This window comes from Exiguobacterium sp. PHA03 (genome assembly GCF_041945985.1).
Taxonomy (GTDB): Bacteria; Bacillota; Bacilli; order Exiguobacteriales; family Exiguobacteriaceae; genus Exiguobacterium_A.
In genome coordinates this window covers 1-11,861 of the sequence record NZ_JAUTYQ010000002.1, presented here as the reverse complement: position 1 = coordinate 11,861, position 11,861 = coordinate 1, and the positions used below count along the sequence as shown (strand labels likewise).

12 protein-coding genes and 7 tRNA genes are annotated in these 11,861 nt (G+C 48.4%); 1 reads left to right on the top strand and 18 read right to left on the bottom strand.

Annotated features, from left to right (window positions below; genetic code table 11):
- Window positions 1-12: 12 nt before the first annotated feature.
- The gene (locus Q7C19_RS11205) at window positions 13-573 is read right to left on the bottom strand and encodes an isochorismatase family protein (protein WP_375092159.1); all 561 of its coding nucleotides are present in this window, start codon (window positions 571-573) and stop codon (window positions 13-15) included.
- 129 nt (window positions 574-702) lie between these two features.
- Here Q7C19_RS11205 and Q7C19_RS11200 point away from each other — a divergent pair, with 129 nt between their 5' ends.
- A complete protein-coding gene (locus Q7C19_RS11200) occupies window positions 703-876 on the top strand; it encodes a hypothetical protein (RefSeq protein WP_156357224.1) in 174 nt (57 codons plus the stop codon).
- A 39-nt stretch (window positions 877-915) separates the two neighbouring features.
- Here the strand turns inward: Q7C19_RS11200 and Q7C19_RS11195 are convergent, their stop codons facing one another.
- The 17 genes from Q7C19_RS11195 to Q7C19_RS11115 all read right to left on the bottom strand — a co-directional run bounded on the left by Q7C19_RS11195 (window position 916) and on the right by Q7C19_RS11115 (window position 11,850).
- A complete protein-coding gene (locus Q7C19_RS11195; protein ID WP_375092158.1) occupies window positions 916-1,515 on the bottom strand; it encodes a short chain dehydrogenase in 600 nt (199 codons plus the stop codon).
- A 38-nt stretch (window positions 1,516-1,553) separates the two neighbouring features.
- Complete coding sequence (locus Q7C19_RS11190; RefSeq protein ID WP_375092157.1) at window positions 1,554-2,321, bottom strand: alpha/beta hydrolase; 768 nt, start codon at window positions 2,319-2,321, stop codon at window positions 1,554-1,556.
- Between the two features lie 23 nt (window positions 2,322-2,344).
- Window positions 2,345-2,911, bottom strand: coding sequence for a hypothetical protein (locus tag Q7C19_RS11185; protein WP_375092156.1), 567 nt, complete (start codon window positions 2,909-2,911; stop codon window positions 2,345-2,347).
- A gap of 75 nt (window positions 2,912-2,986) precedes the next feature.
- Window positions 2,987-4,783 (bottom strand): glutamine--fructose-6-phosphate transaminase (isomerizing), encoded by a 1,797-nt coding sequence (gene glmS, locus Q7C19_RS11180; protein WP_056064583.1) that lies wholly within the window; start codon window positions 4,781-4,783, stop codon window positions 2,987-2,989.
- A gap of 411 nt (window positions 4,784-5,194) precedes the next feature.
- Window positions 5,195-6,550 (bottom strand): phosphoglucosamine mutase, encoded by a 1,356-nt coding sequence (gene glmM / locus Q7C19_RS11175; protein WP_029343107.1) that lies wholly within the window; start codon window positions 6,548-6,550, stop codon window positions 5,195-5,197.
- Window positions 6,551-6,579: 29 nt separating this feature from the next.
- A complete protein-coding gene (locus tag Q7C19_RS11170) occupies window positions 6,580-7,866 on the bottom strand; it encodes a CdaR family protein (protein ID WP_056064586.1) in 1,287 nt (428 codons plus the stop codon).
- Window positions 7,866-8,726 carry a diadenylate cyclase CdaA gene (cdaA, locus tag Q7C19_RS11165; RefSeq protein ID WP_056064589.1) on the bottom strand — a complete coding sequence of 287 codons (861 nt, stop codon included), beginning with the start codon at window positions 8,724-8,726 and terminating at the stop codon, window positions 7,866-7,868. Before cdaA ends, Q7C19_RS11170 begins: the two co-directional genes overlap by 1 nt.
- A 79-nt stretch (window positions 8,727-8,805) precedes the next feature.
- Entirely contained in the window at window positions 8,806-9,426 is a 621-nt protein-coding gene (locus tag Q7C19_RS11160; protein WP_308102266.1) for an anti-sigma factor, read from the bottom strand.
- Window positions 9,427-9,442: 16 nt separating this feature from the next.
- Window positions 9,443-10,006, bottom strand: coding sequence for an RNA polymerase sigma factor SigW (gene sigW / locus Q7C19_RS11155; RefSeq protein WP_056064595.1), 564 nt, complete (start codon window positions 10,004-10,006; stop codon window positions 9,443-9,445).
- 124 nt (window positions 10,007-10,130) lie between these two features.
- Window positions 10,131-11,039, bottom strand: coding sequence for an arginase (rocF, locus tag Q7C19_RS11150; RefSeq protein ID WP_029343103.1), 909 nt, complete (start codon window positions 11,037-11,039; stop codon window positions 10,131-10,133).
- A 211-nt stretch (window positions 11,040-11,250) separates the two neighbouring features.
- A tRNA-Ala gene (locus Q7C19_RS11145) sits at window positions 11,251-11,326 on the bottom strand.
- Window positions 11,327-11,335: 9 nt separating this feature from the next.
- Window positions 11,336-11,407, bottom strand: a tRNA-Gly gene (locus tag Q7C19_RS11140).
- Window positions 11,408-11,413: 6 nt separating this feature from the next.
- Window positions 11,414-11,486 (bottom strand) — tRNA-Lys (locus Q7C19_RS11135).
- A 4-nt stretch (window positions 11,487-11,490) separates the two neighbouring features.
- Window positions 11,491-11,574: transfer RNA gene (locus tag Q7C19_RS11130), tRNA-Tyr, on the bottom strand.
- A 38-nt stretch (window positions 11,575-11,612) separates the two neighbouring features.
- Window positions 11,613-11,685: transfer RNA gene (locus Q7C19_RS11125), tRNA-Thr, on the bottom strand.
- A 13-nt stretch (window positions 11,686-11,698) separates the two neighbouring features.
- Window positions 11,699-11,773: transfer RNA gene (locus Q7C19_RS11120), tRNA-Glu, on the bottom strand.
- Window positions 11,774-11,775: 2 nt separating this feature from the next.
- Window positions 11,776-11,850, bottom strand: a tRNA-Asn gene (locus Q7C19_RS11115).
- Window positions 11,851-11,861 lie beyond the last annotated feature (11 nt).

Sequence of the window (11,861 nt, the reverse complement as noted above, 5' to 3'; positions counted from 1 at the left end):
TTATTCTCCTCTTCATGTCCGGTAGTCATTGTGGGTTGGGGTGAAGACGTCGTCCGTTGACGGACGAACGATCGCAAAGTGCTCAACGTTATAATGACCGTGCAAGATTTGATTGTGGTGGGCGATCATTTGCTCCGGCGTCAGTACATCGGAGCCGTTTGTTGTATGCCTATCTGCGACGAGTGTGACATCAAAGCCATGCACCGTCGCGCTGCGCACCGCGGTATCGATGCAGTGCTCCGTCTTACAGCCTAAGACAATCAGATGTTCAATCGATGCTTGGCGTAGATGATCAAGCAAGGGAGTACCATGGAACGCATTCGTCGCCGCTTTATCGAACGTGACACTGGACGCTGGAACGGGAATCGAATCATGGACTGCAAAACCGGGTCCTGTTCCGCCAGCGACATCTAGATCCCGAATAAAGACGACCGGGATGTTCCGTTCGTCTGCTTCAAGTACGACTGCTTCGATGACATGCGCGACTTGTTCTTTTAAGTATACCGGACGTTCTTCGGTGTTTCCGTCGACGAGTTCCTGTTGAAAATCAATCACTAGGACCGCTTGTTTCATCGTCATGTTCCTCCTTGTAAAATCGACTGCTTGTTTCCTTCCCGCTCATCTGAATGATTTCCTGCTCCTGACAGACACGAAACTTTTTAGCTATTGGATTCGTTAAGAAGAAAGAAAGGATGTGTCTGGATGATTTGGTTTGGCGTCATCTTCTTATGTGTGCTTCTCGTCAATCTGACACTGGAGAAACTGATCATGAACCGGACGATGACAGGTCGCTGGTTCGTACGCAACTTACTCATTTGTCTCGGGATCACTCTATTACTATTTGGAATCGAACGTTATGTCATATCCGGATTCTAAAAAAGCAGATAGCGATTTTTCGCTATCTGCTTTTTTTAGTTAATAGACTTCGTAATTTTGCCCCGTCTGTGCCCCTTCGACACTTTTCTCAAACGCCGTCGCGACACGTAACGCCGGAACGGCTTCAAAACCACGGAAGAAGGGTCCGTACTTTTCAAGCGACTCGATCAGTACGTTCGGGCTGACACTGTTGATCCGAATACCTCGTGGCATCTCGATCGCTGCTGCATGAACGAACGCTTTGACTCCACCGTTCGCAAGCGCAGCAGATGCGCCTTGGCGAATCGGATCGTCCATCATGATGCCAGTCGTCAGCGTAAAGCTTCCTCCGTCTCGTACTGACTGTAAACCAAGTAGGACCAGATTAACCTGACCTTTTAGTTTACTGTCGATTCCGATTTGATTAAGCTCCGGTGTTAAGTCCGTCAATGGACCAAAATGAGCGCCACCTGTGGCACTGATAACAGCATCAACAGAACCGACTGTTTCATACATCGCCCGAATGCTTTCCTCTGATGTGATGTCGACTTGCACATCCGCTCCGCTTCGTCCGGCACGAATGATGTCATGCCGCTCACTCAGCCGTTCGACGACTGCCTGTCCAATCGTTCCGCTTGCTCCTACTACTAAAATTCGCATGATCCCTTCCCCTTTCACGTATCGCTTACCTATCTAGCCTACTGCACAGCAGATGATGGTTTCAAGGAATCTACCGGATGGGTCTTCAAGAAGACGAGGATCTCTTCGAACAAACGCTGTTTGTCCCGATCGAGCGTCAGTAAATGTTTACTGTTCGGAAGAAGAACCTTTTTCTGATCTCGGCTCGGCACCGTCGTTTCGATTCGCTCGAGACTGGCATGATAGACCGCATCATCTAAGGCGCCAAGGAATAGAGCGATGGGCTGTGTGATCTTCGGCAAGACGACTCCTGTGTCGAGAATGAACTGTTGCAGTGCCCGTAAGTCTTTTTCCGGGCGTGGAAAATGACAGTCGACAAAGTCTGCAATCCACTCTTGCGAACGATCGTCAAATTGAAAATACCGTTCCGTATAACGGCGGACTCTATGTTCGAGTCCCGCAATCGTCCGCTCAAGAACTGGCGTCGAGAGTAAGATGAGTCCGGCACATCCTGACTGTTCTGCCAGTCGAAGTGCCATCACTCCACCGAGTGATTGCCTAATCAAAAAGAAGTCTTTGTGCCCTTGCTCATGTAAAAAGGCGCATCCGTCTTGCGCGGACTGCCAGACGTCTTCGATCGTCGTCGCAAACAAACGCTCCGGCGATTCGCCGTGCCCGGCATAATTTGGCGCGTAACAGGTATACCCGGCTGCATGTAAAAAACGAGCGAGCCCTCGCATCTCGTTCGCACTCCCGGTAAAGCTATGTAACAGCAAAACAGCAGGTCCGGGTCCTTCTAAGTACAGATCCTTTGATTTTGTGATCATGCGCGCATCTCCTTTTTATCTCTTCACACTTCATCTACCGAAGCATCCTCCCGTAAAGATTCTATAATCCGAAAGCCTGGGTAGTCCGCTTCGGATCGTCGTTCGCCACTTGACCGATAATAAGCATTCCAGTAACTGATCATCCTGTCTTCGATTCGCTTCATGTATGCCGGATCATCCTCAACAAATCGCCGCTTCACTTCCGGATCCCATTGCTCGATCACGGGTACGATGATGTCGACGATTTCACGGACGTATTCACTAGCAAGTTCAAGAATATAGATGGGTATCCATTCATCTTGTTGATTTGTTTTGAGTAACTGACGGAGATAACGTTCACGGATGTGACCATCATGGTGACGGGTGTAAAGGCAAAATAACATCGTTTGTTGAGTCGACGTCAGTTGTTTAATCCGCTCCGAGTCGATCTCTGGTACATATAAGCGAGTCGGAATCTGTATCTGGTCGTGCTCTGTATTTACTTCGATCGCCCCGGGTGATAAACGCGTCCAAGCAAACGGTAGACACGCTTGGACGATTCGGACGTCCTGTTCATATCGTTTAGGAAATGCGGCGATCCAGCGATTCATCTTGTTGTCCTCCTATATAAAAAACCCCAAACGGCAGACACTTTCGCGCCAATCGTTTGGAGTCGATTTATTTTCTTATTCAACCGTTACCGACTTCGCCAAGTTACGTGGCTTATCGACGTCACAGTCGCGACCGAGTGCCGCGTAGTATGAAATCAATTGAAGTGGCAAGACAGACAAGAGCGGTGACAAGAGTGGCTCGACTGCTGGGATGACGAAGGCATCCGTCGGCAATTCAAGACCTTCTGCTGCGATGACACACGCGTTTGCACCACGCGCGACGACTTCCTTGACGTTCCCACGGTTGTTGAGGTGAACGTGTGGTTGTGTCACGAGTGCGATGACCGGTGTGTTATCTTCGATCAAAGCGATCGGACCGTGCTTGAGCTCGCCACCCGCATATCCTTCTGCTTGAATATACGAGATCTCTTTGAGTTTCAATGCACCTTCCATCCCGACGTATGCATCTTGTCCGCGACCGATGAAGAACGCGTTACGTGATTCAGACAAGTACTCTGTCGCGATTTCTTGGAAACGATCTTTTTGAGACATGACCGATTCCATCGCACTTGAGATTTTACCGAGTTCCTTCATGAGATCGAAGTTGACAGCAACCCCTTTCGCTTGAGCGAGGTCAAACGCAAGAACAGCGAGGACAGCGATTTGAGCTGTATACGCTTTTGTTGAAGCAACGGCGATTTCTGGACCCGCGTGGAGCAATAATGTTGCGTTCGCCTCACGTGACAATGTTGATCCTGGAACGTTCGTGATCGTCAGTGCCGGGTGACCAAGTTTCTTCGCTTCAACGAGAACCGCACGGCTATCCGCTGTTTCACCTGATTGTGAAAGGAAGAGGAAGAGTGGTTTCTCTGTCAATAATGGCATGTTGTATCCGAACTCAGAAGAGATGTGCACTTCTGTCGGGATGCCTGCGATTTGTTCAATCAACTGTTTCCCAATCAAACCAGCATGATAGCTTGTTCCGCAACCGATGATGTAGACACGGTCACGACCGAGTACGAGATCACGGACCGATTGGTCGAGTGTGATGTCGCCTGCTTCATTTTGATATTGTTGAACGATGTTGCGGATGACAGCTGGTTGCTCATCCATCTCTTTGAGCATGTAGTGCGCATACGTTCCTTTTTCGATATCTGATGCATCGATTTCAGCCGTATATGCTTCACGCTCTTGAACGTTACCGTCGAGATCTTGAATCGTAACGCTATCACGCGTCAAGATGATCATCTCACCGTCATGCAGCTCAACGAATTGATCCGTTACTTGTAACATTGCCATTGCGTCTGATGCGACGACGTTGAACGTCCCGTCACCGAGACCAACGAGAAGTGGTGATTTGTTTTTCGCAATGTACAAAACGTCTGGATTTTCAGCATCGATCAATGCGAGGGCATACGAACCGTGCAAGACGCGGAGTGTTTGACGGAATGCTTCCGCGACATCACCTGTCTCGTTGAAGTTCTTTTCGATCATCTGAACGATGACTTCTGTATCCGTGTCGCTGAGGAGATCGACATTCAATTCTGCTTTCAACTGCTCATCGTTCTCGATGACACCGTTGTGCACGAGTGTGAAACGTGTTGACGCACTTTGGTGCGGGTGCGCGTTTGGTACGCTTGGGACACCGTGTGTCGCCCAGCGTGTGTGTCCGATTCCGACTGTGCCGTCTGCATCTGCAGGAACGACTTCGCGTAGCGCAGCAATCCGGCCTACTTCTTTGTGGACTTGGACGCCGTCGTTGACGAACGCAAGACCTGCCGAGTCATAGCCGCGGTACTCGAGCTTCTCGAGACCTTTTAATAAAATTTCTTTCGTGTTGACCTGTCCAATCATACCTACGATTCCGCACATGTTACATCTCTCCATTTACAAGTATTTCCCTGAAGAGGAAACGGCTCTTGTTGAGAGGATCCCGATCGGTCTGTTTGTCCGCCCAATCACTTGGACGATTTCAGAACGATTTACGGTATGGATCTGGTACCGGGAGGCATCCGCCGAATCATTCGATAAACCTCCACCTCGTCAGCTTTCGTCCTACGGAGAAAGCCCTGGCGCTTCTTGTTTCTGTCCGACCCCGTTTCTGTCCGACTTCACCATCATACGAACTTTAATCTGAAAAAGCAAGAAAGGTAACGTATTTGTAACTATTCCCGATATTTTTCTATTCAATACGCATAATCCCTATTTTTTGTAAAAATATCAATTTGTTTTTCTAAAATAATTGTAAAAAAGAAGCAGAGCAATCGCTCTGCTTCGGGCTGCTTAGTTTTCTTGTAACGCGTAGTTCTCACGAACGACGTTCGCGATCCGCTCGACGTATGCATCACACGCTTCTTGTGTCGGGGCTTCTGCCATGACACGAACGAGTGGTTCTGTTCCTGACGCACGAACGAGAATACGTCCGTTGCCTGCCATCTCTGCTTCGACTTCTGCAATGATCGCTTGCACGGCAGGACCGCTCATTGCACCATTTTTGTCTGAGACACGGATGTTAACGAGACGTTGTGGGAAGATCGGCATCTCAGCTGCGAGTTCCGATAACTTTTTCCCTGTCGCTTTCATGATTTGCAACAACTGGACGCCTGACAACATGCCGTCCCCTGTCGTTGAGTAATCCATGAAGATGATATGCCCCGACTGTTCACCACCGAGTGTGTAGTCGTTCTTACGCATTTCTTCGACGACATAACGGTCACCGACTGCTGTCTGAAGTGCCGTCATCCCGTTTTCTTCAACAGTTTTATGGAAGCCGAGGTTACTCATGACCGTCGCAACGATCGTGTTGTCTTTCAGACGACCAAGTTCATTCAAGTATTTTCCGCAAATGAACATGATTTTATCGCCATCGACGATATCACCGTTCTCATCGACTGCAATCAAGCGGTCGCCGTCTCCATCAAACGATAAACCAACATCTGCGCCTTTTTCCTTAACGAAGGCAGCGAGATGTTCTGGGTGTGTCGAACCGACACCATCATTGATGTTGAGTCCGTTCGGAGTTGTACCGATCGTCGATACTTCTGCTTCCAAGTCACCGAATAGACGTGGCGCGAGGCTTGACGTCGCACCGTGTGCGCCGTCGATCGCGACATGGATGCCTGAGAAATCTTCATCCGATGTCTGGCGAAGCATATGAAGATATTTTTGTGCACCTTCGTAGTAATCGTGAACGAAACCGAGTTCTTTTCCAGCTGGACGTGGTAATGTATCTTCTGCTTCATCGAGCAATGCTTCGATTTCAAGCTCAGTTGCGTCATCGAGCTTGAAGCCATCTGAACCGAAGAACTTGATTCCGTTATCTTCAACTGGATTGTGCGATGCAGAAATCATGACTCCCGCTGTGGCATCCATCGTTTTTGTCAGATACGCGACACCCGGTGTCGAGATGACACCAAGACGCATGACTTCTGCACCGATTGATAAAAGACCAGCGATGAGTGCGTTCTCAAGCATTTGACCAGAAACACGTGTATCGCGTCCAATCAAGACTTTTGGTCGTGTGCTTTCGTGTTTCGTCAACACGTAACCACCTGTTCGACCGAGGCGATATGCTAGTTCCGGTGTCAATTCTACGTTTGCGACGCCGCGTACGCCGTCAGTTCCAAAATACTTACCCATGTGTTATTTCCTCATTTCACTAATTTGTTTTAATTGGTCGGAACGGATGTCCGCGGAACAGCTTTTAGCGTGACATCCATATTATCCGGACGCAGGACATCAAAGGCTTTTGACGTCTGATACGAAATCGGCAATCCGTGCGTTCCTTCTTTTAGTCCCGTCACATCGATGACCGCTTTGATATCCGTCGCATCGATCGATGCTAAATCAGATTCTTTCCCACGGACAACGACATCAATCGTTTGGTTGTAATCAATCGTATACTTCGATTCATCAAACCCATTTAACGTGACCGTCACACCGGGAATCGTTTTCTCTGCCCGATCCTCGACGGTTTCCGTCGTCGACTTCGCATTTTCCTTTTCGACAACGATATTGACGGTGACCTGTGTCGGATCCATCGCTGTCGCATTTTCCGGTTCAACAAGTTTGACGGTTTTTTCTGTCGTCTTCGTCAATCCTTTGAGCGAGACCGCTTCCGTATCAACGGAACCGATACGCTCTAACTCTTCTTTTGTTCCATATAGACGAGCTTCCGTCGTAACGGGAACGATCTTGACGACGGTATATCCTTTTTTGACGTCATCTTTTGTCTGCACATTGATCGGTACCGTCTTACTTTCCTTATAGATCGGTACTGTGATTTCTAGTTGTTCCGGTTGGTAAGATGCATTGATCGTATTCCCGTTCGCATCGGTCGCTTTGGCATTGAACGTCTCTTTAAACGTCTCTGCCCGACCAGTTACATCGATCGGTACTTGGATCGCTGAAATCGCCTGTAACTTCTCTGCGCCTCCCGTAACTTCAACGGTTTGTTGATTCGGTTGCGCTTCCCCAGCGACATATCCTTCAGCGATTTTGTTTTTATTGAGTAAGGCGACTTGTACCGGTACTTCCTTTGTAATCTTCTTATCTAGGAAGACTTCAATCGTCTCCTGCTTTGGCGTCACCTCGACATCTTTTCCGAAGCCAGTTGCTGTGACACGGACACGATGATAGCCAGGGTCAAGTCCTTTTAAATCAATCGATAACCCAAAATCCTGAACAAGCCGAAGCATCGTCAAGCTACTCGATGGACCTTTAACGGTTACCTCCATCGTATTTGGAATATTATAGGCGACCCACTGCGATTCATCATACTGGACCGTGACCGGCACGTCAAATTTCGTCGAACCTTGACCTGCGATCGGCAACAGACTAGCGGCGTCACTCTTTCCTGTCGTATTCGAACCTGCCACCATCAAATACAACATGACGGCTAAGACGACCGCAACAATGCGTAAAAACCATCGTTCATTGAACCATTTTTCGAACATTATTTTTTCGCCCCCATCCAGTTCAAGAAGGAAGTATTCGTCTGTTCGACCTTAACGATCGTCTCAAGCAACTTCGTCCGTAAGGATTCTTCATCGAGTTCCCGGTACAGACGTCCATTGATGGCGAGTGAGACACCACCCGTTTCTTCCGAGACGACGAGCGTAACACTATCCGTTACTTCACTGACACCGATTGCAGCGCGGTGACGTGTTCCAAGCTCTTTTGAGATATGTGCACTTTCTGACAACGGTAAGTAACAAGCGGCAGCTGCTAACTTGCCTTGCTGGACGATGACGGCGCCATCATGTAATGGTGTATTCGGAATGAATAAGTTGATCAGCAACTGACTCGTGATTTGTGAACCAAGCGGAATGCCCGTCTCTACGTATTCACTCAGTCCTGTCTCACGTTCAATCGTCACGAGTGCTCCAATACGGCGTTTTGACATGTACTGGGCAGACGATACGAGCGCATCGACGATTCGAACTTGTTCATCTTCATCACTGATCGCACTACGTGAGAAGAATTTACTCGTTCGTCCTAAGTGTTCCAGTCCACGCCGGAGTTCGGGTTGGAAGATGATGATGATCCCCAGTAACCCATAGGTGATAATTTGATTGAGTAAGAATTGAAGTGTTTTGAGTCCAAAAAAGCCACTCAGGAACCAACTGATCAAAATGACCGAAATCCCTTTAATGAGCTGGACCGCTTTTGTTCCTTTGACGATGATCATGAGACGGTAAATAACGAACGTCACAACCGCGATATCAATCACATCATTAATATAATCGTACCAATGTACGTTTTCTCCCAGTTTCAACAATTGAAATTGAAGTGGTTGCCAGCTGAAGTAATTCACCAACCGTGCCCCCTAACTCATCTGATTTAAACAGTTTCCATTATAGCACAAAGGGACGAGTTCGACTCGTCCCATCTGATTATTGAAATAGACGTTTGATTCCGTACCAAACGCGTTCGAATAATTGATCAATTTCCTTGATTTCTCCGGTCACGCTACCGGCACTCGCCGTGTAAGCTTTCCCATCAACGGTCATGACGTCGCCATTAACTTTCCCTTCGATTCGGACGTTCCCGCCTTCGACATAGAGATCTTGATCGACCGTGACGCCTTTTGGCACGACGACCTCACCATTTTGAGCGACGATGCCTGGTGCATTTGTATAAGATAAGTCATGTTCTTCCTGTGCCATATAACCACCAAGGCTACCGATCGACAAAAGTAAGAAAACAGCCGCCGCCGCGAGCAATGGGTATTGCTTCATCTTCCCTCCAAAACGGGACGGTTGCGGTTGGTGCAGTAAAGCAGCGCTCGGCGTATCCACCTGGTCGGGCAATTGTGCCAGCACGCGGGATGTAAAATCTGCCGATAATTTGGGCGCTGGAAGTTGACGCAGTCGAGCATCAAGGAGTCGATACTCTTCGAACTCGTCCATCGCGTCCGCTTCCCGTAACTCTGCTTCCAATCGCTCGAATTCCTCAGGTGGTTGGTTTTGATCTAAATAATCCTGAATCCGTTCATGTACATGCTCTCGTGACATGGTGAGTTCCTCCTTCTCATCGTTTGGCAAAATGCTTCTTCAGCGCTTCCCGTCCACGATGAATTCTAGTTTTGACAGTAGCGACAGGTAATTCGATCATTTCACTGATTTCCTTTAGTGAAAGATCCTCTATATATTTCAGGACGAGTGGGACGCGGTATTTTTCTGGTAAAGCTGCAATCGCATCCCCGACTTCACTTCGTTGCTCGTTATCGACCACTTGGTCCTCCGGCAAGGTGTCCTTGCTTTCGAGTTGTGAATACAATGTCAGTCCTTCAGTACCTGACATCTCAGCATCAAGAGAATAGTCAGGTTTCTTTTTCCGTAATCGGTCAATCGATACGTTCGTAACGATTCGGTATAACCAAGTCCGGAACTTCCATTGTGCATTATACGAATCGATCTTCGTAAATACACGGATGAAGGCTTCTTGTGTCGCATCCTCCGCTTCCATTCGATCGCGCAAGACCCGGAAAGCCACAAGAAAGGCACCTTCCTTATATAGATCAACAAGTGCCGCAAAAGCATCACGGTCTCCCTGTTTCACTCGCTCAATTAAGCGTAGTGTCGTTTCTTCCACTTTGAATACCCCCCGCTCTATGCGGTCAATCTCTTATACGAAGTCGACCGATAAATGTTTCATCTCCTTTTAAATTGTAACAAAAAAACTTGAACCCCGATGAAAAGAGTTCAAGTTCTATCCATTATTTTACTAAGCGATGTGTTTCCATTGCCAAAAGTAAATCTCCGATCAGTTCATTCGCAAGTTCCGCGGTTCCGTTTCCTTCTTCAAGCAAAGGATTCACTTCAACAAATTCAGCTGCAATGAAGTCTTCTGCCGTTGCGCAATGCTTGAGCACCGTCTTCGCATCGTCTAAGAAAATGCCATCAGCAACACGTGTTCCTGTACCGACGACAAGCGATGGATCAAGACCGTCCATATCGAAACTAAGATAGAATGCATCCGTTGTTTCCTTCAAATAGGCAATCGCTTCTTCCATGATCGCGTCCATCCCCCGAGTTCGGATCGCTTCCATATCGTAGACACGAATACCAAGACGATCAATCAGTTCTTGTTCGCCTGGATCAACGTCACGTAATCCGATGAAGACGAGATGTTCCGGTTGCAGCTTAACATCTGTTCCTCCTACTTCCGTTAAACGCTGATGTCCTTCCCCAAGGGCTACAGCGAGCGGCATACCGTGGATGTTGCCAGACGGTGATGTTTCCGGTGTATTCAAGTCACCGTGTGCATCGAACCAGATGACGCCAAGACGTGGTACAGTCTGACGTAACCCCGCAATCGTTCCGATCGCCATGCTGTGATCACCACCAACTAACAACGGAAAGCGTTGCTCTGATAACGCATCGCGAACAATCAGATGCAAGTCATTCGTCGTGTGGACGACGCCTTCAAGACGCTTTAGCTTCGGATCTTCTTCTCGGACCGCATCCTCGGATAAAACAGCCGCTTCCCCGTAGCGTACTGCTTCTTGTCCCCGTGCTTCAAGTGTCGCTAACAAACCGGCTTTTTCGACAGCAGCAGGTCCGTGTTCAGTGCCCGGCTTTCCTTGTCCATAACGGTACGGTACGCTGATATACGCGATATTCATTCGATATTCCCCCTATGTCATAGTCACTTCTACATGTATTGTAAGCGGTAACAAATAGGTGGTTCAACTCAACAAAAAAACGCATGAATATACAAAAAAACACCGTGAAGGGAATCACGGTGTTCTTGCGTACGTACTCTGGTTATGCTTGGCATTTCATATAAAAAAAACTTAAGACGAACGAAACTCGCTTAAGATCTTTAAATAAAATTGGTGGAGCCTAGCGGGATCGAACCGCTGACCTCCTGCGTGCAAGGCAGGCGCTCTCCCAGCTGAGCTAAGGCCCCGAAAGAAAAAGCGGAAGACGGGATTCGAACCCGCGACCCCGACCTTGGCAAGGTCGTATTCTACCACTGAACTACTTCCGCAAGAAATGAGCCATGCAGGATTCGAACCTGCGACCCTCTGATTAAAAGTCAGATGCTCTACCAACTGAGCTAATGGCTCGACATGGTGGGGGGGGGCGGATTCGAACCGCCGAACCCGAGGGAGCGGATTTACAGTCCGCCGCGTTTAGCCACTTCGCTACCCCCCCAGTTTGTCTAGGAAACTTATACGATTGAGAAAAAACAGTGCCGGCAACAGGAGTCGAACCCGCGACCTACTGATTACAAGTCAGTTGCTCTACCAGCTGAGCTACACCGGCACAAAAAGTATAATGGTGACCCGTACGGGATTCGAACCCGTGTTACCGCCGTGAAAGGGCGGTGTCTTAACCGCTTGACCAACGGGCCATTGGCTCCGCAAGTAGGATTTGAACCTACGACCTACCGGTTAACAGCCGGTTGCTCTACCACTGAGCTATTGCGGAATAAATGAATT

Coding starts and splice junctions, on each gene's coding strand:
- Q7C19_RS11200 (WP_156357224.1), top strand. CDS start 703: ATGATTTGGTTTGGCGTCATCTTCTTATGTGTGCTTCTCGTCAATCTG.
- Q7C19_RS11205 (WP_375092159.1), bottom strand. CDS start 573: ATGAAACAAGCGGTCCTAGTGATTGATTTTCAACAGGAACTCGTCGAC.
- glmS (WP_056064583.1), bottom strand. CDS start 4,783: ATGTGCGGAATCGTAGGTATGATTGGACAGGTCAACACGAAAGAAATT.
- glmM (WP_029343107.1), bottom strand. CDS start 6,550: ATGGGTAAGTATTTTGGAACTGACGGCGTACGCGGCGTCGCAAACGTA.
- Q7C19_RS11160 (WP_308102266.1), bottom strand. CDS start 9,426: ATGTCACGAGAGCATGTACATGAACGGATTCAGGATTATTTAGATCAA.
- Q7C19_RS11195 (WP_375092158.1), bottom strand. CDS start 1,515: ATGCGAATTTTAGTAGTAGGAGCAAGCGGAACGATTGGACAGGCAGTC.
- Q7C19_RS11190 (WP_375092157.1), bottom strand. CDS start 2,321: ATGATCACAAAATCAAAGGATCTGTACTTAGAAGGACCCGGACCTGCT.
- Q7C19_RS11185 (WP_375092156.1), bottom strand. CDS start 2,911: ATGAATCGCTGGATCGCCGCATTTCCTAAACGATATGAACAGGACGTC.
- rocF (WP_029343103.1), bottom strand. CDS start 11,039: ATGAATATCGCGTATATCAGCGTACCGTACCGTTATGGACAAGGAAAG.
- Q7C19_RS11170 (WP_056064586.1), bottom strand. CDS start 7,866: ATGTTCGAAAAATGGTTCAATGAACGATGGTTTTTACGCATTGTTGCG.